The sequence below is a fragment of the Candidatus Methylolitoribacter marinus genome, assembly GCF_051853155.1.
Taxonomy (GTDB): Bacteria; Pseudomonadota; Gammaproteobacteria; order Burkholderiales; family Methylophilaceae; genus BACL14.
Map to the genome: position 1 here is coordinate 1 of NZ_CP124221.1, position 20,441 is coordinate 20,441.

General features: G+C 34.5%; 19 protein-coding genes. 12 read left to right on the forward strand and 7 right to left on the reverse strand.

Features of this window, described 5'->3' with window-relative positions:
- The first annotated feature begins 75 nt into the window (after positions 1–75).
- From dnaA to QFA95_RS00040, 8 genes are all read left to right on the forward strand, one after another.
- Positions 76–1,428, forward strand: coding sequence for a chromosomal replication initiator protein DnaA (gene dnaA, locus QFA95_RS00005; protein WP_486462800.1), 1,353 nt, complete (start codon positions 76–78; stop codon positions 1,426–1,428).
- Between the two features lie 208 nt (positions 1,429–1,636).
- A complete protein-coding gene (dnaN, locus tag QFA95_RS00010) occupies positions 1,637–2,737 on the forward strand; it encodes a DNA polymerase III subunit beta (RefSeq protein ID WP_486462801.1) in 1,101 nt (366 codons plus the stop codon).
- Position 2,738: 1 nt separating this feature from the next.
- Positions 2,739–5,132 carry a DNA topoisomerase (ATP-hydrolyzing) subunit B gene (gene gyrB, locus QFA95_RS00015; protein WP_486462802.1) on the forward strand — a complete coding sequence of 798 codons (2,394 nt, stop codon included), beginning with the start codon at positions 2,739–2,741 and terminating at the stop codon, positions 5,130–5,132.
- Positions 5,132–6,031, forward strand: a complete 900-nt coding sequence (locus QFA95_RS00020; RefSeq protein WP_486462803.1) for a hydrogen peroxide-inducible genes activator — start codon at positions 5,132–5,134, stop codon at positions 6,029–6,031. The genes gyrB and QFA95_RS00020 overlap by 1 nt, the downstream gene beginning before the upstream one ends.
- Positions 6,032–6,042: 11 nt before the next feature.
- A complete protein-coding gene (locus tag QFA95_RS00025; RefSeq protein ID WP_486462804.1) occupies positions 6,043–7,104 on the forward strand; it encodes an NAD(P) transhydrogenase subunit alpha in 1,062 nt (353 codons plus the stop codon).
- A gap of 9 nt (positions 7,105–7,113) precedes the next feature.
- Positions 7,114–7,419 carry a proton-translocating transhydrogenase family protein gene (locus QFA95_RS00030; protein WP_486462805.1) on the forward strand — a complete coding sequence of 102 codons (306 nt, stop codon included), beginning with the start codon at positions 7,114–7,116 and terminating at the stop codon, positions 7,417–7,419.
- Positions 7,419–8,786, forward strand: a complete 1,368-nt coding sequence (locus QFA95_RS00035; RefSeq protein WP_486462806.1) for an NAD(P)(+) transhydrogenase (Re/Si-specific) subunit beta — start codon at positions 7,419–7,421, stop codon at positions 8,784–8,786. The genes QFA95_RS00030 and QFA95_RS00035 overlap by 1 nt, the downstream gene beginning before the upstream one ends.
- An 8-nt stretch (positions 8,787–8,794) precedes the next feature.
- Complete coding sequence (locus QFA95_RS00040) at positions 8,795–9,004, forward strand: hypothetical protein (protein ID WP_486462807.1); 210 nt, start codon at positions 8,795–8,797, stop codon at positions 9,002–9,004.
- A 93-nt stretch (positions 9,005–9,097) separates the two neighbouring features.
- On the opposite strand, the gene cydB is transcribed toward QFA95_RS00040, so the two are convergent.
- From cydB to argS, 6 genes are read right to left on the reverse strand one after another with little or no spacing between them, the layout of a single operon-like run.
- Positions 9,098–10,096: a cytochrome d ubiquinol oxidase subunit II gene (gene cydB / locus QFA95_RS00045; protein WP_486462808.1), complete on the reverse strand. Its 999-nt coding sequence runs from the start codon at positions 10,094–10,096 to the stop codon at positions 9,098–9,100.
- Positions 10,093–11,466, reverse strand: coding sequence for a cytochrome ubiquinol oxidase subunit I (locus QFA95_RS00050; protein WP_486462809.1), 1,374 nt, complete (start codon positions 11,464–11,466; stop codon positions 10,093–10,095). The genes cydB and QFA95_RS00050 overlap by 4 nt, the downstream gene beginning before the upstream one ends.
- Before the next feature lie 43 nt (positions 11,467–11,509).
- On the reverse strand, positions 11,510–12,274 hold the full coding sequence (locus QFA95_RS00055) for an SDR family oxidoreductase (RefSeq protein WP_486462810.1): 765 nt from the start codon (positions 12,272–12,274) through the stop codon (positions 11,510–11,512).
- 6 nt (positions 12,275–12,280) lie between these two features.
- Complete coding sequence (locus QFA95_RS00060; RefSeq protein ID WP_486462811.1) at positions 12,281–12,904, reverse strand: thiol:disulfide interchange protein DsbA/DsbL; 624 nt, start codon at positions 12,902–12,904, stop codon at positions 12,281–12,283.
- Positions 12,905–12,931: 27 nt separating this feature from the next.
- Positions 12,932–13,483: an SPOR domain-containing protein gene (locus tag QFA95_RS00065; protein WP_486462812.1), complete on the reverse strand. Its 552-nt coding sequence runs from the start codon at positions 13,481–13,483 to the stop codon at positions 12,932–12,934.
- A gap of 8 nt (positions 13,484–13,491) precedes the next feature.
- On the reverse strand, positions 13,492–15,150 hold the full coding sequence (argS, locus tag QFA95_RS00070; protein ID WP_486462813.1) for an arginine--tRNA ligase: 1,659 nt from the start codon (positions 15,148–15,150) through the stop codon (positions 13,492–13,494).
- Between the two features lie 66 nt (positions 15,151–15,216).
- Here argS and QFA95_RS00075 point away from each other — a divergent pair, with 66 nt between their 5' ends.
- Positions 15,217–17,406 (forward strand): primosomal protein N', encoded by a 2,190-nt coding sequence (locus tag QFA95_RS00075; protein WP_486462814.1) that lies wholly within the window; start codon positions 15,217–15,219, stop codon positions 17,404–17,406.
- 46 nt (positions 17,407–17,452) lie between these two features.
- Here the strand turns inward: QFA95_RS00075 and QFA95_RS00080 are convergent, their stop codons facing one another.
- Positions 17,453–17,617, reverse strand: a complete 165-nt coding sequence (locus QFA95_RS00080; RefSeq protein ID WP_486462815.1) for a hypothetical protein — start codon at positions 17,615–17,617, stop codon at positions 17,453–17,455.
- A gap of 85 nt (positions 17,618–17,702) precedes the next feature.
- On the opposite strand from QFA95_RS00080, the gene thiD reads away from it, so the two are divergent.
- From thiD to hemL, 3 genes are read left to right on the forward strand one after another with little or no spacing between them, the layout of a single operon-like run.
- On the forward strand, positions 17,703–18,551 hold the full coding sequence (thiD, locus tag QFA95_RS00085; RefSeq protein WP_486462816.1) for a bifunctional hydroxymethylpyrimidine kinase/phosphomethylpyrimidine kinase: 849 nt from the start codon (positions 17,703–17,705) through the stop codon (positions 18,549–18,551).
- Complete coding sequence (gene thiE, locus QFA95_RS00090; RefSeq protein WP_486462817.1) at positions 18,532–19,161, forward strand: thiamine phosphate synthase; 630 nt, start codon at positions 18,532–18,534, stop codon at positions 19,159–19,161. Before thiD ends, thiE begins: the two co-directional genes overlap by 20 nt.
- The gene (gene hemL / locus QFA95_RS00095; RefSeq protein ID WP_486462818.1) at positions 19,154–20,431 is read left to right on the forward strand and encodes a glutamate-1-semialdehyde 2,1-aminomutase; all 1,278 of its coding nucleotides are present in this window, start codon (positions 19,154–19,156) and stop codon (positions 20,429–20,431) included. Before thiE ends, hemL begins: the two co-directional genes overlap by 8 nt.
- The last annotated feature ends 10 nt before the right edge of the window (positions 20,432–20,441 follow it).

Here is a 20,441-nt window from a genome sequence, read left to right on the forward strand (position 1 = left end):
TTAAATTTAAAGATTACCTGTGGATAACTTTTATTAATTCCGTTATGATCTTAGTCCGAGATTAATTAAAAAACTATGAAAACTGAAGATTTTTGGGAAGTAATTGTATTACATTTAAAGAAGAAACTTTCCTCACAGCAATTTAAAACCTGGGTTAAGCCTCTTGCATTTCGTGAAAATGAAAATGATTTTGAAATTTTAGCACCCAATCAATTTGTTCAACAATGGATTGTGGATCGATTTGCTAAAGAAATAGTTGAGCTTAGCAAAGAAAGTAAATATAAAAAACAAATCAAATTTGTGTCCAACAAAGCAAAAAAAAATCCAAAACCTGTTGAAAACTCACTTAATAATACTGAATCAAAAACAAAACTTGTAGAATTATCGTCAAAATCAGCAATCAACAAAATCACCGGACTAAATAAGAATTTAAACTTTGATAATTTTGTGACTGGACGAGCAAACCAGCTTGCAACAGCTGCTGCAAAACAAGTTTCTGAAAAGCCGGGTGAATCATACAACCCGTTATTTATATATGGTGGCGTAGGGCTTGGTAAAACACACCTGTTACAATCAATTGGTAATAAAGTTAAAGAAGAAAACAAAGACTTTAAAGTGAAATACCTTCATGCCGAGCGTTATGTGACTGACGTGGTTAAAGCTTATGAAGGAAAAACATTTGATCAGTTTAAGAAAAACTATCATTCCTTAGATCTACTTTTAATTGATGATATTCAATTTATTGGTAAGAAAAATAGAACACAGGAGGAGTTTTTCTATGCATTTAACACCCTTATTGAAAATAAAAAACAAATTATTATTACTTGCGATAGCTACCCAAAAGAAATTCAGGGTGTTGATGAAAGATTAAGAACCCGATTTAGTTGGGGGCTAACAGTAGCCATTGAGCCACCAGAATTAGAAATGAGAGTTGCTATTTTATTAAAAAAAGCTTCGATTTCAAAAATAAACCTTCCAGAAGATGTAGCTTTTTTTATTGCCAAACAAATACGCTCTAATGTTAGAGAATTAGAGGGCGCACTCAACAGGATTGTGGCTTTATCAAACTTTACAAACCTAGCGATTGATCTTAATTTAGCCAAAGAAGCACTTAAAGATTTAATAGCTGTGAGAGGTCGACAAGTAACTGTAGAAAATATACAAAAAACGGTAGCAGATTATTACAAAATAAAAATTTCAGATATGGTCGGGAAAAAAAGATCTCGAAATTTTTCAAAACCAAGGCAAATTGCAATGGCATTAACCAGGGAGCTGACTAATTTAAGCTATCCAGAGATTGGTAACTATTTTGGTGGTCGTCATCACACAACAGTAATGCATGCGTGCGAAGAAATTGAAGATCAAAGACTTAATAACCAATCATTAGGACAAGATTTAGGATTTTTAACACAGGTTTTGAGAGGATAAGTATGTGGATTACATGTTAAGGAGTTGTGAGTAACCACAAGCTTAAAAAGATTTTAAAATCTATCCACAATTTAACCACAATTTATTCATTCATAATCCACTGTATAAAATTCTTCAAATGGTCCTTAATATAAGAGAGACAAATGTTCTTCACAGTTTTTTAATGTATTATTATTACTATTAAATATATATATAAATAATTTAAAAAATGAATATTCAGATAAATAGAGAAGTTTTAATTAAACCTTTAAGTAGTGTTATAGGTATTGTTGAAAAAAGACAGGCTTTACCAATTCTTTCTAATTTATTATTGGTGGGTAAAGATAATAAATTATCATTTACCGCCACGGATCTGGAGATGCAGACTAGTTTGAATATTGAAACAAAAATTGAAACAGATTTTGAAATCACTATATCTGCAAAAAAACTATTTGATATTACAAGAGCTCTTCCAGAAAATAGTATTTTAGATTTTCAAATAAATGAATCACGATTAAATGTAAAAGCAGGAAAAAGTAAATTTAATTTACAAACACTTCCATCAAAAGATTATCCGATATTAAAGAAAAATGATTCAGAGGCAGTGACTATTAATTTATCTCAAAAAAAATTAAAAGGATTATTGAAGCAAGTAGATTTTGCAATGGCTCAACAAGATATTAGATATTATTTAAACGGACTATTATTTGAAATACAAGGACAAAAATTAAACATTGTTGGTACGGATGGACATCGATTAAGTTTTACTTCATCAAAACTTAAAGAAAGTTTTGATAAAAAAGAAGTAATTATTCCAAGAAAAACAATTATGGAGTTAATTAAGTTATTAGAAGAGGTTGATGATGATGTTGAAATCCAAATATTAAACCAACAAGTTATTTTTAATTTTGCTGATATTTGTATTATCACCAAAGTAATTGATGGTAAATTTCCTGACTATAATCGTGTGATTCCCTCTGGATATGAGAATGGTTTTTTGATTGAAAGACAAATGTTATTGAATGCAATGCAACGTGCTTCAATTTTATCTAACGAAAAATATCGCGGCATCAGGCTTGTTTTGTCTGAAAACAATATGCAACTTATTACAACCAATAGTGAACAGGAGGAAGCTCAGGAAGATATTGAGATTGATTATAAAAAAGAAGCAATTGATATAGGTTTTAATGTGACTTATTTAATTGATGTTTTAAATAATATTCAATTTGATCAATTATCTTTTTCTTTCAAAGACTCCAATAGTAGTTGTTTAGTAACAATTCCAAACAACGAGGATTATAAATACGTTGTAATGCCAATGAGGATTTAAATTGACCGAAGAAAACAAAACATATTCATCAGATAGTATTAAGGTTTTAAAAGGCCTAGAAGCAGTTCGTAAAAGACCAGGGATGTATATTGGAGATACCTCCGATGGTAGTGGTTTGCATCACATGGTTTTTGAGGTGTTGGATAACGCAATTGATGAGGCATTAGCAGGTTATTGTGATGATATCAAGGTTATCATTCACCCTGATAATTCATTATCTGTTCAAGATAATGGTCGTGGAATTCCTACTGATATAAAAGAAGATGACGAGGAAAAAAGGTCTGCTGCCGAGATAGTGATGACCGAACTTCATGCAGGAGGAAAATTTGATCAGAATTCATATAAGGTATCTGGTGGCCTTCATGGGGTGGGTGTTTCTGTTGTTAATGCTTTATCAGATTGGTTAAAATTAAGAGTACACCGTAATAACAAGATTCATGAAATTGAATTTGCCGGAGGTGAGAGAAAAGAAAATATAAAAATAGTTGGGGATACAAACAAAACTGGAACTGAGGTTCATTTTTTACCTTCAGTAAGTACATTTACTGATATTAATTTTCATTTCGACATACTTGCCAAAAGAATAAGAGAACTATCTTTTCTAAATAATGGGGTAAAAATTGAATTAATTGATCATCGCTCCGGTAAATCAGAAAACTTTGCATTCTCAGGTGGGGTAACGGGGTTTGTTGAATATCTTAATAAAACTAAGACAACGATTCATAAAAACCCATTTTCTGCTGAAGGTGAAAAAGATGGAATTACGGTCGAAGTAAGTATGCAATGGAACGACTCCTATGGTGAGAATGTGCAGTGTTTTACAAACAACATTCCTCAAAGAGATGGTGGGACACACCTTACAGGTTTAAGAGGTGCAATGACTAGAACAATTAATACTTACATTGAATCGAACGACCTAGCAAAAAAAGCAAAAGTTGATACAACCGGTGATGATATGCGTGAAGGGTTGGCTTGTGTTTTGTCGGTAAAAGTTCCAGAACCAAAGTTTTCTTCACAAACCAAAGATAAACTTGTCTCCAGTGAGGTTCAACCCGTTGTTCAAGATATAGTCGCTAAAAAACTAACAGATTATTTATTAGAACATCCTGCTGACGCAAAAATAATTTGTGGAAAAATTGTTGATGCGGCCCGTGCAAGAGAAGCTGCACGAAAAGCGAGAGATATGACGCGACGAAAAGGCGCTATGGATTCGCTTGGTTTGCCTGGAAAATTAGCAGATTGTCAGGAAAAAGATCCTAGCTTATGTGAATTATATTTAGTCGAGGGTGATTCGGCTGGGGGTTCAGCGAAGCAAGGAAGAGATAGAAAAAATCAAGCCATTCTTCCTTTAAAGGGAAAGATTTTAAATGTAGAAAAAGCCAGATTAGATAAATTATTATCATCACAAGAAATTACAACATTGATTACTGCTTTGGGAACTGGAATCGACAAAGATTTTAATCTCGAAAAACTAAGATATCATCGCATTATTATTATGACAGATGCTGATGTTGATGGCGCACACATCAGAACTCTATTGTTGACTTTCTTTTATCGCCAGATGCCTCAACTGGTTGAAAATGGTTATATATATATAGCACAACCACCTTTATTTAAAGTAAGACAAAATAAAAAAGAACAATATTTAAAAGATGAACAAGAGTTGGAACAGTATTTAATTGAATCAGCATTAGAAGGAGCAGAGCTTAAAATTGGTGATAGCACCTTATCAGGAGAGTCGCTTGGTAATTTGGCTAGAGAAATGATTTTAAATGATGCTGTTATTAGACGTTTGTCTTACAGGTATGAACCTTCAATTTTAAAAGCGATTTATTCGTGTGGTGAAATTAATCTTGATTCTGAGGATGCAACACTATCATATGTTGAAAAATTAAAAACTTCCTCATCAATAGAAAATATCAATTTTGATGTAAAGAAAAACCCGAATTCTGAAAAATTCATGATAGAAATTAATCAATTCAGGCATGGTAATTTAATTACGTCTATTTTAGATGAGGAATTCTTACTTTCAGGCGACTATAAACAAATTATTAAAACATCCACATTGACGAAAGACTTAATCCAAGAAATAGCTGTTATTTCAAGAAACGAAAAAATTGCAGAAGTTAGAGAATTTAAAGAAGCCGTGGATTGGTTAATGTCTGAAGCTAAATTAGGATTAAATATTCAACGATACAAGGGTTTGGGAGAAATGAACCCATCTCAATTATGGGAAACTACAATGGATCCTTCCGTAAGACGTTTACTCCAAGTTAAAATAGAAGATGCAATATCTGCAGATCAGGTATTTTCTACACTTATGGGTGATCAAGTTGAGCCAAGAAGAAACTTTATTGAGTCAAATGCACTTGGAGTTAATAACTTGGATATTTGATGACTTTAAGTGAACTGAAATTTATCATTGCAGTGGCAAAGGAAAAAAATTTTCGAAGAGCTGCTGATAAATGTTTTGTTAGCCAACCTGCATTAAGTTTGGCTGTAAAAAAACTTGAAGAAGACCTTAATGTAACAATATTTGAAAGAAGTCGGACTGAAGTAAAAGTCACACCAATAGGTCAAAAAATAATTAATCAGGCAATCATTGTCCTTGACGAGGCGAATAAGCTTAAAGACATATCTAGTGTTGGCCAGGAACAACTTAAATCCCCATTGAAAATTGGTCTTATATATTCAGTGGCTCCATATTTATTACCCTTAATTATTCCTGTGCTGAGAAAAAAAACACCCGAAATGCCTTTGGATGTTGAAGAAAATATAACAAAAAACCTAGAAATAGCTTTAAAAAATGGATCAATCGAGGCGGCTGTTATAGCATTGCCTTTTGATATACCAGGAACGGAATATATACCCCTATATGATGAAGAGTTTAATGTCGTTGTACCATCAAACCATGATTGGATTAAGAAAAAAGAAATTATAGCCAAAGATCTATCAAGCGAAAAAGTATTGCTTCTTAACAATGAACATTGTTTTAGTCAGCAAGTGGTAGAAGCCTGTCCGGAACTCTCAAAAAAAAGTGAGGTATTACAAGGAAACTCGCTTGAAACAATTCGCAATATGGTGGCATCTAATTTAGGAATTTCTGTTTTACCAAAAACTGCAACAGCTGTAAATTATAATAATCCGCTTGTAAAAATTATTCCGTTTAAAAATCCAGTACCATTTAGAAGAATAGCAATTGCTTACAGAAAGAGTACAGTGAGAATGGAGGCAATTGAAAAGTTTGTATTAGCATTAAAAGATATAAAATCAAATAATATCAAAATTTTTTAAGGTAAGAATCAATGATTGTTGGTGTATTAAATGAAATTGATAAAAATGAAAATAGGGTAGCTATAAGCCCTGAGATAACCAAAAAATTAAATGCAAAAAAAATAGAAGTTTTTATTGAGCAAAATTGTTATATTCAAGCTGATTTTACCGAAAGCGATTTTACTGATGCAGGCGCTCTAATAAAAACAAGAAAAGAAATAACAGATAAAGCTGATGTTCTGTTAACAATATCAACTCCAATTGAGGAAGTATTAAAAGACTTAACAAAGGGAATAGTGATTGGAAATTTAGACCCTATTGAGAACAGATCTTTTAAAAACGATGCTTTTGATCTTTCAAAATTACCAAGAAATACTCGCGCTCAATCAATGGATGTTTTATCCTCACAGGCCAATATTGCTGGATATAAATCTGTTTTATTAGCCTTAGAATATTATAAAAAATTTATGCCTATGCTTATGACGGCTGCTGGAACTGTAAAACCGGCAAGAGTTTTAATTTTAGGTGTTGGGGTTGCTGGATTACAAGCAATAGCAACTGCTAAAAGGTTAGGTGCTGTTGTTGAAGCATCTGATGTAAGACCTTCAGTCAAAGATCAAGTTGAGTCTTTGGGGGCTAAATTTGTTAATGTACCTTATGAAACAGATGAAGAAAAAGCTATAGCAGAAGGCAAGGGCGGGTATGCACAGATGATGCCAAAATCTTGGCTGGATAGACAAAGACATATCATATCTGAGACCATCAAAAAATCTGACATTGTTATTACAACGGCCTTGATTCAAGGAAAAAAACCACCTGTATTAGTTAGCGCAGATGATGTGCGATCAATGAAACCAGGGTCTGTAATTGTTGATATAGCAGGTGGCAATTGTGAACTAACTGAGGTTGATCAAGTACGTAAGGTTGATGGAAAAACAATTATTGGCTATCAAAACCTTCCATCAATGATGGCACATGATGCCTCAATTTTATATGCAAAAAATCTGTTTTCTTTTCTTGAATTAATAGTTCAAGACAATCAAATAAAAATTAATAAAGAGGATGAGCTTGTAAAAGCGTGTTCAATAAATTAGGAATTAAATATGGATGAAATATTAACGATACAAAATATCACAATATTTGTTTTAGCTATTTTTGTTGGATTCCATGTGGTTTGGAATGTGACCCCTGCACTTCATACCCCTTTAATGTCAGTTACTAATGCTATATCCGGAATTGTGGTTGTGGGAGCAATACTTCAGGTGGTTGAAATTGATGGAAATATTTTTTCATTAAGCAGTATCTTAGGCGCCATAGCAATTTTCTTTGCATCGATTAATATTTTTGGCGGATTCATGGTTACCCAGAGAATGCTCGATATGTTCAAAAAGAAAGAAAAAAATAAATAATGACGACCCTAAATTTATCTTTGTATTTGATTTCAGCAATATTAATTATTTTAGCATTGCGCGGCCTGTCTTCTCCTCAATCTTCAAGAAGAGGAAATTATTATGGAATGATTGGAATGACTATTGCCGTCATGACTACCCTAAGCATGAATTTGAATTATATTTTATGGCTTATCGCAATTTCAGTCTTTGCAGGAGGGGCAATAGGATTTGTTATTGCAAAAAAAGTACATATGACCAAGATGCCAGAATTAGTTGCTTTAATGCATTCTTTTGTAGGGTTGGCAGCAATGCTGATTGCTTTTGCTTCTATTTATAATTTCACAAATATATATTCAACAACGCAAAGGGTAGAATTATTTTTAGGATCGTTTATTGGAGCAATTACTTTTACAGCATCCCTGGTTGCCTTCGGAAAATTATCAGGAAAATTTATTACTAAAACAATTATTTTTAAGGGACAGCACCTTTTAAATTTACTAATTTTTATACTGATGATCATTTTTGGAATGATCTTTTTTATTTATGAAAGTAATCTTGCTTTTATATTAATGAATTGTTGCGCCCTAATATTAGGGATTACACTCATTATCCCCATAGGCGGAGCTGATATGCCTGTTGTGGTGTCCATGCTAAATAGTTACTCTGGATGGGCGGCTGCAGGCATCGGATTTACTTTAAATAATTCTGTATTAATTATCGCGGGAGCCTGTGTAGGATCATCAGGAGCAATATTGTCATACATCATGTGTAAATCAATGAACAGGTCCATTATTTCTGTATTACTTGGAGGCTTTGGATCGGACGTGGCAGAGGCAACAGTTGATGAAAATAAAAAACAACATAAAACAGGTTCAGCTGCGGATGTGGCATATTTAATGACCTCATCAGAAAATATAATTATCATCCCTGGCTACGGTTTGGCTGTAGCTAGAGCCCAACATGCTTTGCAAGAATTAACAAACAAGCTTTTAGAAAAAGATATTAATGTTCGATATGCAATCCATCCAGTTGCCGGAAGAATGCCAGGTCATATGAATGTCCTTCTGGCTGAAGCAGATGTTCCATATGATCAAGTGTTTGAGATGGAAGAAATTAATAATGATTTTTCTGATACAGACTTGGTATTTGTTATTGGCGCAAATGATGTTGTTAATCCCGCGGCCAAGAAGCCCGGTTCAGCAATTTATGGAATGCCTATTTTGGAGGCGCAAAAAGCAAAAACGATCATTGTTAATAAAAGAACAATGGGAGTTGGGTATGCAGGACTCGATAATGAATTATTTTATGATGATAAAACGATGATGTTTTTAGGTGACGCAAAAGAGTGCGTTGAGGATTTAATTAAAGCTGTAGACGATTTATAATGATAGATATGGATTTATCTTTACCTTTATTATCACTAATACTTATTTTTTCATTTTTAGTTGCACTATATTCAATCATCTATGCATTTAAAGAAATGGATCAGAAATCAAACCAACCAGCCAACAATATAAGTGATCCTAAGGGGAAAACAAAGTCTAAAACACAATATAAGCCTCAATTTTTAAATTCAGTAAAAAATATTGATCTAGATTTATAGTTATTTAATTAACAGTTTGATTAAATATCCAACCAAAGAAATAAAACCCACCGATAAAATCCAAATAAAAATAAAGTAGATTATTTTTTTCAATTAATGATAACTTTCATTGGGTTTAGTTTTGCCACGAAAAACCCAATAAGTAAAAGATGTGTAAGCAATGATAATCGGGATAAAAATTAGCACCCCTATTAATAAGAACTGTAGACTTTTTCGAGGAGCTGCAGCCTGCCAAATATCAAGCCCCGGTGGAACAATATTTGGATAAATACTAATCATTAAACCAATAAATGAAAGTAAAAATAATAAAACACTCCAAAGAAAAGGCTGTAAATCATAGTTCTTAATTAATGCTCTAAAACAAAAGACGGTAGCAATTAAAACTAGCAATGGCACAGGCAATACATAAAAAATTCGTGGATAACTAAACCACTTTTGAAAATATTCCGGATGTAAGAAAGGTGTCCAAAGACTAACAATTAGAATCATCATGAGAGTTAAAATAAAAAAACGTTTACCTAAAACTTGCATATGACGCTTTGTTTTATTTTCAGTTTTATAAATTAGCCAAGTTGATCCAAGAAGACCATATCCACAGATAAGTGCAATGCCAGTAAAAATTGAGAATGGTGATAACCAATGCCACCAGTCTCCATTAAACGATCGACCTTCAATGGGTATTCCTTGAAGAAAAGCCCCAAGTGCTACACCTTGAAAAAATGTTGCTGAAATCGACCCGATAATAAAGGCTTTATCCCAAATCTGACTTTTGCTTTTATCTTTCCATCTAAATTCAAAAGCCACACCTCGTAAAATAAGACCAACAAGCATGGCAGTTAATGGCACATACAGTGCAGGAAGAACAACACTATAGGCAAGCGGAAAGGCAGCGAATAAACCCCCGCCGCCTAGAATAAGCCATGTTTCGTTTCCATCCCATATGGGAGCAACGGTGTTCATCGCGATATCTCTTTCCCACTTGGATGTTATGAAGGGGTAGTTAATGCCAATGCCTAGATCAAAGCCATCCAACACCACATATGCAAATATGGCAATACATAAAATGATAGCCCAAATTAATTCTATACTCATGCTTTATCAAATAACTTTAATGAAACACCCAAAGAACCAACTTTTTTTGTTCGATCTTTATCTGAGTCAGGGTTAATCGAAAACTGTTTAAAAATATAATAAGTTCCTGCACCAAATACGAAGAAGTAGGTCACAATAAAAACAATGAGGGAAGTTGCAACTGCGGGAGCATCAATAGGCGATACAGAATCAATTGTTCTTAATATTCCATAGACAGTAAATGGCTGTCTACCAACCTCAGTTGTGACCCACCCAGCAATGACGGCAACAAATCCTGCTGGACCCATGACTAAACAGACATAATGAAATAGTCTTGTTGAATAAAATTTATTTTTCCATCGCAACAATAAGCTCCATAATCCCAAAGTAATCATAGCCATACCAATACCAACCATAATGCGGAAAGACCAAAAAATTATTTCAGCTGGAGGTATTTCATCTTGTGGAAAATCTTTTAAACCTTTAATTTCAGCATCAATATCATGTTTTAGTATCAGGCTACCTAATTTTGGTATTTCAATAATGGAATTGATCTTCATCGCCTCGTCATCAGGGATGCCAAATAATATAAGTGGCGCACCTTTTTTAGTCTCATAGTGACCCTCCATAGCAGCAATTTTGGCAGGCTGGTATTCTAAGGTATTTAGACCATGCATGTCCCCTGCAATCAGCTGCAATGGAGCAACAATTGCAGCCATCCACATGGCCATTGATAACATGGTACGAGCACATAAATTTTTATTATTTTTTAAGAGATGCCATGCACCAACTGCACCTACAACGAAAGCAGTTGTTAGATAGGCTGCCATTAACATATGAGTCAGCCGATAAGGAAAGGAGGGATTAAATATAATTTCAATCCAATTTTCTGGAACAAATTGGCCTACATCATTGATGCTAAATCCCGCAGGTGTATGCATCCAGCTATTAACGGATAAAATCCAAAATGCGGAAAAAAATGTGCCAAATGCTACCATCAGGGTTGCAAAAAAATGAAGTTTTTTGCCTACCTTGTTCATGCCGAACAACATAATTCCTAAAAAACCTGCCTCTAAAAAGAAGGCAGATAAAATTTCATAACCCATTAAAGGACCTAAAACCGGGCCAGTTTTATCAGAAAATACAGACCAGTTTGTGCCAAATTGATAGCTCATTACTATTCCGGAAACAACACCCATGCCAAAAGCAATAGCAAAAATCTTCAACCAATAATTAAATATCTTGAGATATCGATCTTCTTTTTTCCACAACCACAGCCCTTCTAGAACCGCAAGATAAGATGCCAGCCCAATAGTAAAGGCAGGAAAGATAATGTGGAAACTAACCACAAAGGCGAATTGAAAACGAGCTAGATCGATGGCTTCAAACATATAACTGATTATATAACATTATATAAATTTATATAATATGTTTTTATAAAATATTTCTCTTCTTTTTGGGTCCATTTTTTGCTAAAAAATCCCAAAGGAAATTAGGTAAAAAGTGCATAATTTTTGCAACCATGGACATTTGCCATGGCAATATGGCATGAGATTTTTTCTTTTCTATTATCTTGATAATTTTTGTTGCTGCTTGTTCTGCTTCAATTAAAAAAGGCATTCGGTATGTATTGATGTTTGTCATCGGAGTTTTAATATATCCGGGTGAAATTGTAGTGACATGGATATTAAATTTTTTTAATTCAACCCGAATACTTTCCATATAATTTATCAATGCTGACTTTGATGCACTATAAGCTCCAGCACCCGGAAGCCCCCTGACTCCTGCAACGGATGCAATAGCCACCAGTTGGCCTTGTTTTCTTTTTAGAAAATCATCCATGAATGGGCTAAAAGTATTTAATACCCCATGAAAATTAATTTGAAATATTTTATGAATGATTTCTAAATCTTCTTTTTTTGAGGCTAGTGTTCCAGAACTCACTCCGGCATTGGCTATAATAATATCTGGAGAGCCGTATATTTTTTTAAAGATACTTGCAGCTATGCGCATTGAATTAGGTTTTGCAACATCAGCAACTAATATTTGTGAGCGACAGCTAAGTTGTTTTTGTAATTTGAGTAAGTTTTCTTTGTTACGACCAACCAAACCTAGGATGTTATTCTCAGAATCATAACTTTTTGCAAGCGCCCAACCTAATCCAGAGGATGCCCCGGTAATAAATATTTTTTTAATCAATCGATTTTATTGTTGTGATCGAATCGAATCAATAATTCCGTTAGTTACATCGATAGCATTTTTAGGCCCACCTGCCATTGTAGATGAAGTGATGTACGACCCATTAATAATGAGGGTAGGGACTCCAGTCGCTCCTGCACTTCGAAACATTTGATTTGCCTTTTTTAGTTTCGCTTCCATTGAAAATGATTTGAATGCAGCCTTCACCTTGTCGGTATCTAATTTAGCGTTGGATGCAATCCATTTAATAGCACCAGCTTCATCAACTGGGCTAAGAGTTTTGTCTTTGTGAATGGCTTCAAAAATTTTACTATGTAAATCGTCCAATACGCCTAGTGACTCCATTGCGTAATAAGCTCTTGCCATTGGAATCCAGTCTTTTCTTGGCACAGCTGGAATTTTTTTAAAAACTATATCTTTTGGAAGTGACGCTTGCCATTTTTTTAACTCAGGTTCAAATGAATAACAATGACCACAACCATACCAAAACATTTCGACGACTTCAATTTTATCGCTTGCTTCTGTCGCAATTTTCTCTTTAGTTGGTTTAAAGTTGACATTTAATTGTGGATCAACTGCATGAGAGAATTGGAAGATAAACAAACAAATTAGAAATAATATTTTTTTCATTGCGATTCCTTCAAAATAATTTAAAACTTAATCTTTTGGCTTAGTGAGCTTGATTAAGTTCGCCTTAAATCCTTCTTTAATCAGATTTTCACGAATTTTTTTTGCTTCATCCATATCTTCATAGGGACCAACACTCACTCTGTGAAATGTGTCATCACCAATTCTGGCTGACATGATGACCGATTCATAACTCATTAATGCGAGTTTCGCTTTTAGATTATCTGCCTGTGATTCTTCAGAAAAAGCCCCAACCTGCAAGTAATATTGTATTGCTCTATCGTCATTAACTTTGGCTGGACTATTTTTGCTATAAGTTTCTTGGCTTTCTGGTAAATTTTCATAGAAATCAAAAGAAGCATCTTCGTCAATGGCAATGACATCTTCGTCACCAAAGGCAGAATTAATCTCGATACATGCCCCTTCTGTATCTTTAAGAACAAAAGGAGACTTGCCGCTAGTAATAAATAAAGTAACACCAATTGATAATAAAATTCCTAACAGCACCCCAATGAATAAACCATTAGTAAATAAGGCTTGTGTTTGATTAATTTCTTTTTTTGTTCGGTAATCTTGAGCCATGATGTCCTCTACATTTTTTCAGGAGCTGAAATTCCAAGTAATTGTAACCCATTTTTTATAACTATTTTCGTTGCACCAATTAATGCCAGTCTTGCATTTTGAAGTGCTTTATCATCACTTAAAAATTTATTTGCATTGTAATAACTATGGAAATCAGCGGCAAGATCTTTTAGAAATGTTGCAATATAATGAGGAGAAGATTCACTAGCGGAAAGTAAAATAATTTCAGGAAACTCAGATAGTCTTTTTATTAATTGGTGCTCGTGAGTTGATGTTAAAAGTGATTCATCAAAATTGTGCAAATCTTCTTTTGTCATTAGGACTTGATTCAGAACAGCGCATATTCGGGCGTGAGCATATTGAATATAATAGACAGGATTATCATTCGTTTGCGATTTAGCTAAATCAATATCGAAAATAAGTTGAGAGTCAGGTTTTCGGGCTAGTAAAAAGTATCTTGTAGCATCAGATCCTACTTCATCAATAAGATCCCTTAAGGTGACATAACTTCCCGCTCTCTTCGAGATTTTTACTTCTTGATTATTTTTTGTCACCGTAACCATTTGATGTAATACATATTCTGGCCAATTTTTTGGTATGCTCAAATTTAGACCTTGGAGCCCTGCCCTTACTCTTGTGATGGTGCTATGATGATCTGCCCCTTGTTCATTTATAACCCTAACAAATCCTCTTTCCCATTTATTTAAATGGTACGCAACATCAGGAACGAAGTAAGTGTAGGATCCATCCGTTTTAATCATGACCCGGTCTTTGTCATCTCCAAATGTAGTTGTCTTTAACCATGTCGCATCATCTTTTTTGTAGCTGAAGCCATTTTTTTCTAATAAATCTAAAACTTTCTCCACATCTTTATTTTGATAAAAAGTGGACTCCAGAGTAAAGACATCAAAAGTTGTTTGGAATGCATCAAGGTCTATATTTTGTTCTTTTCTTAAAAAGGCTACGCTGAATTTTTTGATATTTTCAACATCATCAGGATTTCCGTTAGACTTTACTATTTCCCCATCAACCTCGACAGTTTTACAGTTTGAGTAAGCATCTGCAATTTCTAAGATGTATTCGCCTCGATATCCATCTTCTGGAAAATTTGTATCATCTGGTTCAATACCTTTTATTCTTGATTGAACAGACAAGGCTAGATTATTGATTTGCTGACCAGCATCATTGTAATAAAACTCTCTTGTCACATCCCAGCCGTTGGCCTGCATAATACGGGCTAAAGAGTCACCAATAGCCGCCCCCCTTCCATGTCCAATATGAAGCGGCCCTGTAGGATTCGCTGATACAAATTCAACCTGTAATTTTTGATTTTTACCAGCTTCGTTATGACCATAGTTGATTGACTGAGTAAAAATATTTTTTATTATCGAGGACTTTCCAGCAGCACTTAAATAAAAATTAATAAATCCTGGTCCGGCAATCTCTAGTCGATCAATAGATGGGTCTAGTCCAATTTTTTCAATTATCAGTTGAGCTATTTCTCGAGGATTCTTTTTTAATATCTTTGTTAATTGAAGTGCAATATTTGTTGAATAGTCACCATGTTCCAATGTTTTAGGACGCTCAATGTGGATATCAATAATAGAAGAATCATCAAGGATCTGATCTAATGCTAAGGAGATAATGCTAGCTAATTGAGTTTTCACTAATGGTAATATCTTAAAAAAATATTATTTTACCTGACTCCTTATGCCAGATATAGTTAATCTGTTATGAATTCAAAAGAAACTTCAATTGTTAAAGTTGCCATTGATGTCCCAATCGATGATTTTTTTGATTATGAGTGTGAAGAAAATGTTTCATTAGGTCAGGCTGTGCTAGTTCCTTTTGGTTCGAGAAAGGTAATTGGTGTTGTTGTTGAAGTTGATTGCTCCACAGAGCTGGAAGCCCACCAAATAAAAAAAATAATACGGGTTAATCATGATATTTTATTTAATGAAGAGCTTTTTAAATTATTTAAATTTGTATCCAGTTATTATCATTATCCCATTGGTCAAACAATTCATATTGCGATTCCGTCAAACTTAAAAAAAACAGAAAAAGTTTTAAACAAAAAATCATATATATATGAAGCAACTGATCTTTTAAATGAGTCAGTGATCGAACAAATTCATGCACGGAAAAAAAACCTTATACAAATAGCAAAGATAATCTTCAAAGAAAAGCAAACAGACGAAGCTTTAAAGTCAATTTCTATTAATTGGAAAAAATACGTAAAAGATTTAATAGACTTAAATTTTGTTATAAAAAGGGAGCTTCACAAAACTGAAATTATTAAACAAACAAAAGCATTAAAACTTAATCAAGAACAGTCGGAAATATACGAAAAAATTTTAGGTGCACAGGGGTTTGAAGCCTTTTTGATTTATGGCATTACTGGAAGTGGAAAAACAGAGGTGTATATGCATCTCATCGAACAATATGTCAAAAATAATGGTCAGGTTCTTATTTTAGTTCCCGAGATAAATTTAACTCCTCAATTAGAAGATCGATTCACCTCCAGATTTTCAAGCTATTCAGTAATCTCATTACATAGTCAGCTAACTCAGAAAAAAAGATTAGAAAACTGGGAGCAAGCAAAAAACGGAAAGGCGCAAATAATCATCGGAACAAGATTGTCTGTATTTACACCTTTCAAAAACCTGAGAGCTATTATTATGGATGAAGAGCAAGATTTATCATTTAAGCAGCATGATAAATTGCGTTATCACGCTAGAGATGTGGCAATGATGCGAGCAAAATTACTAAACATTCCCTTTATAGCAGGGAGCGCGACCCCGTCTATTGAAATTTGGCATCGCTCAGTAAATGAAAATAAATTGCTGCTTTATAAGTTGTCAACGAGGGCCGTGAAAGATGCAACGCTGCCAAAAATCAATATAATTAAAGATGAAACAAACATAGAAAATGAAGGAATATCAGAATATTTAAAATCTGCCATTAAACACCATCTTGATTTACGTCAACAAATTTTAATTTTTATCAATCGACGAGGTTATGCGCCAGTTTTATTTTGCTCATCATGTGGATGGTATGCAAGTTGTTCTAGGTGTAGTTCAAAATTGGTTGTGCATCGAAGTAAACAGCACTTAAGATGTCATCATTGTGATTACCAAAGAGGGGTAGACACCTCATGTAAAGTTTGTGGCAATGTTGATTTAATGTCTCTGGGAAGTGGAACACAAAAAGTCGAAGAGAGGATAAACAAATTATTTCCTAATGTGCAAGTGAGAAGGGTTGATCGGGATACTATTAAAACAAAAGCAGCATTGGATAAACTGTATGATGATATGAATCATAAAAAAATTGATATATTAGTTGGAACACAAATGCTATCTAAAGGACATGACTTTCCAAATTTAAGCTTAGTGATTGTGCTTGATTCTGACAATGCATTATACAGTTCAGATTTTCGTGCCTCAGAAAGACTATTTTCACAATTAGTACAAGTTGCTGGACGAGCTGGTCGAGGATCAACTCCTGGTGAAGTCGTTATACAAACTAATTTTCCTGAACATCCTTTGTATCAATCTGTAAAAAATCAGGACTATGAATCATTTGCATCAGAAGAAATAAATTTAAGAAAAGAACTCAATTTTCCACCATTTTGTTTTCAAGCTGTGTTGCGCGCAGAAAGTAAAAATAAAAAGAATCTAGAATCTTTCATTAATCAGGTATATTTAATTGCAAGCAAAAGTGGCATAAAAGAGGTTGATGTATTTCATCCCGTTCAGCCGATTCTTGATCGTGTAAAGGGATTTGAGCGATATCAGATTTATTTTCACTCAACTAGCCGACAAATACTAAATCAATTTTTAAGGATAGTTAAAGAAAAAATTTTAAAAGAAAAAGATTTAAATAAAGTGAAGTGGAATATCGATGTTGATCCGGTAGATTTCTAAAAAAAAGCTGAATATGTAATCCAGCTTTTTTTGTCAAACAATTTAATTACTCAGCAGATTGTTCAGCTGGAGCCTCTTCTGCTGCAGCTTCTTCAGCAGCTTCTTCAGTTAATGGTGGTAATTCAGCATCAGCGCTGTCATTTGCAACATCATCGCCACAGGCAGTTAAGAATAAACCGAATAATAAAGCTAATAAAAATTTGTTTAACATACATAATCTCCAGATAATTTGTTGGTAAGAACTACAGCCGGGCATGTTAACATTTGCAGTAAAATAAAACAAATATTTTAAGAAAATGACATCAAGTGTACCTAAAATATTAACCTTTGCAGCCTCTGATCCGACTGGTGGGGCTGGCATTCAAGCTGATTTGATGACACAAACTAGCCTCGGTTGCTACCCATTATCAGTTATTACAGCGATTACCTGTCAGGATACCTCTGGGGTGAGTGATGTGATTCCAATTGACTCCTTAGTCGTCGAAAAACAAGCGCGCTTGATTCTTAATGAAACTAAGATTGATGTTATTAAGTGTGGAGTGATGGCCAGTGAAGAGAACATTAAAGTGATCTCAGAAATTATAAAAGATTACCCAGATGTTCCTGTAGTGATTGATCCTATATTGTCCTCTGGAAGGGGCGATAATTTAGCCCTAGGAGACTCCCTCCAATTAATGATAAGGCACCTTTTCCCTTTGGCAGAAATCATTACCCCTAATGTGAATGAGGGCGCGCAAATAGTTTCAAACAAAAATATCTCTGAAATCGATGAAGGCATTTTATTTATTGGGAAATCTCTAATGGACCTGGGACCAAAAAATGTATTACTGACAGCAGCAGATTATCAGGTAGACAAAAAAACTCTGACCAACACATTGTATTGTCAAGATGGGGGAGTATTTAACTTTGAATATGAAAGATTGCCTCAGAGTTTTCATGGATCAGGATGTACTCTTGCATCTGCAATTGCAGCATATTTAGCCCAAGGAATGTCAATACATACGGCGGTTGAAGAGGCTCAAAAATTTACGATTGATACACTTAAACACAGCCTTGTAAATGGACAAGGCCAGTTGATACCAAATCGATTTTTCTGGATGTTAAGCAATTTTGATGAGGATGAAAATGACCTCAAACATCATTAATGGAATTTATGCAATTACCCCTGACTGGGAAGATACTCGCCAATTAATAATTAAAACAGAGGAATTGCTGTTAAATAAAATTAACTTATTACAGTATCGAAATAAAAAAGTTAGCAAGCAATTAAGGATGACACAGGCTAAAGAGCTTCAAGCACTTTGCCATCATTATCAAGTCCCATTTATAATTAATGATGATTATGAATTATGTGGTATTTTAAATGCAGATGGAATTCATTTAGGAAAAGATGACATCACAATCGAAGAAGTTAGGAATAGACTAGGAAATGATATTATTGTTGGCATATCCTGTTACAACGATTTTGAAAGAGTCAACAAAATGATGGCAACTAATTGTGATTACATAGCTTTGGGGGCCTGCTTCCCAACAAAAACAAAACCTAATGCACCGCATGCCTCATTAAATTTTCTGGAGAATGTTGTTGAAATTTCAATTAAGCCTGTTGTTGCAATTGGAGGAATTAATTTGGATAATTGTGTACCAATCATCAACAGCGGTGTTAACGCGATTGCGATGATCAATGCACTTTATTCAACAGATAAAGTCTCAAACAAAATACTTGAAATTAAAAGAAAGTTTATAAATGGCTAAAAATATCGACCTGTTTAATGAATCTCAACACTATATTCCAGGCGGTGTGAATTCACCTGTGAGGGCTTTCGGGTCGGTTGGCGGCACCCCAATATTTTTTAAATCTGCCAAGGGATCAAAATTATGGGATGAAGAAGGAAAAGAATATATTGATTATATCAATTCCTGGGGGCCAATGATTTTAGGACATGCTCATCCCCAAGTGATTAAGGCTGTTCAAGATGTTGCGCAAGATAGTCTTTCTTTTGGAGCCCCCACAGCCCGCGAGCTTTTAATGGCAAAAGAAATTGTAAAAATAGTTCCGTCTATTGAGCAAGTTCGATTAGTAAGCTCAGGCACTGAAGCCACCATGAGTGCTATTCGCGTGGCGCGTGGCTTTACTGGTCGAGATAAGATTGTGAAGTTTGAAGGCTGTTATCATGGGCATGCAGATGCCCTGCTTGTGAAAGCAGGTTCAGGAGCACTCACCTTTGGACAACCAAGTTCTGCTGGGGTGCCAGCTGATGTAGCTAAAGATACCTTAACATTAAGCTATAACAATGTGGAAGAATTGCAACAGCTATTTGATCAGCAAGGTGATGAAATTGCCTGCGTCATTCTCGAGCCGGTGGTGGGAAACATGAATTTGATTGTGCCATCAGAAGAATTTTTAAACACCCTGCGAAGTGTCACAGAAAAACATGGAGCAGTGTTAATTTTTGATGAGGTGATGACTGGTTTTAGAGTATCGCTTGGTGGTGCTCAAGAGCTTTTTGGTATTACCCCTGATATGACCACCCTAGGTAAAGTGATCGGAGGAGGTTTGCCCGTGGGTGCATTTGGCGGGCGCAAAGAGATCATGCAAAAACTTGCACCTCTCGGTCCAGTTTATCAAGCTGGAACATTATCTGGGAATCCTGTGGCTGTTGCAGCAGGCTTGAAAACATTAGAGTTGATTCAGGCTAAAGGATTTTTTGAATCTTTAACTCAACAAACTAAAAAACTGACAGATGGATTAACCGAAGCAGCAAAAGCATTGGGTATTAAATTTTGTGCTCGAAATGTGGGCGGAATGTTTGGTCTATATTTTAGCGAACAACCTCCCAACTCATTTCAAGATGTGATGGCATCAGATCGTGAAAAATTTAATGCATTTTTCCATGAAATGCTAAGCCAAGGAATCTACTTTGGGCCATCAGCATTTGAGGCTGGTTTTGTATCCGCACAACATTCAGATGAAGATATTAACTTTACGATTAATTGTGCAAGAAATGCATTTCAAAAAATCTAAACTTAACTCT

What these genes read in the sequence shown, in the direction of transcription:
- QFA95_RS00035 (WP_486462806.1), top strand. Translation starts at nt 7,419, where the DNA reads ATGACGACCCTAAATTTATCTTTGTATTTGATTTCAGCAATATTAATT.
- dnaA (WP_486462800.1), top strand. Translation starts at nt 76, where the DNA reads ATGAAAACTGAAGATTTTTGGGAAGTAATTGTATTACATTTAAAGAAG.
- QFA95_RS00040 (WP_486462807.1), top strand. Translation starts at nt 8,795, where the DNA reads ATGGATTTATCTTTACCTTTATTATCACTAATACTTATTTTTTCATTT.
- QFA95_RS00050 (WP_486462809.1), bottom strand. Translation starts at nt 11,466, where the DNA reads ATGTTTGAAGCCATCGATCTAGCTCGTTTTCAATTCGCCTTTGTGGTT.
- thiD (WP_486462816.1), top strand. Translation starts at nt 17,703, where the DNA reads ATGACATCAAGTGTACCTAAAATATTAACCTTTGCAGCCTCTGATCCG.
- QFA95_RS00060 (WP_486462811.1), bottom strand. Translation starts at nt 12,904, where the DNA reads ATGAAAAAAATATTATTTCTAATTTGTTTGTTTATCTTCCAATTCTCT.
- QFA95_RS00080 (WP_486462815.1), bottom strand. Translation starts at nt 17,617, where the DNA reads ATGTTAAACAAATTTTTATTAGCTTTATTATTCGGTTTATTCTTAACT.
- thiE (WP_486462817.1), top strand. Translation starts at nt 18,532, where the DNA reads ATGACCTCAAACATCATTAATGGAATTTATGCAATTACCCCTGACTGG.
- hemL (WP_486462818.1), top strand. Translation starts at nt 19,154, where the DNA reads ATGGCTAAAAATATCGACCTGTTTAATGAATCTCAACACTATATTCCA.
- QFA95_RS00025 (WP_486462804.1), top strand. Translation starts at nt 6,043, where the DNA reads ATGATTGTTGGTGTATTAAATGAAATTGATAAAAATGAAAATAGGGTA.
- QFA95_RS00065 (WP_486462812.1), bottom strand. Translation starts at nt 13,483, where the DNA reads ATGGCTCAAGATTACCGAACAAAAAAAGAAATTAATCAAACACAAGCC.
- QFA95_RS00075 (WP_486462814.1), top strand. Translation starts at nt 15,217, where the DNA reads ATGAATTCAAAAGAAACTTCAATTGTTAAAGTTGCCATTGATGTCCCA.
- QFA95_RS00030 (WP_486462805.1), top strand. Translation starts at nt 7,114, where the DNA reads ATGGATGAAATATTAACGATACAAAATATCACAATATTTGTTTTAGCT.
- dnaN (WP_486462801.1), top strand. Translation starts at nt 1,637, where the DNA reads ATGAATATTCAGATAAATAGAGAAGTTTTAATTAAACCTTTAAGTAGT.
- QFA95_RS00020 (WP_486462803.1), top strand. Translation starts at nt 5,132, where the DNA reads ATGACTTTAAGTGAACTGAAATTTATCATTGCAGTGGCAAAGGAAAAA.
- cydB (WP_486462808.1), bottom strand. Translation starts at nt 10,096, where the DNA reads ATGAGTATAGAATTAATTTGGGCTATCATTTTATGTATTGCCATATTT.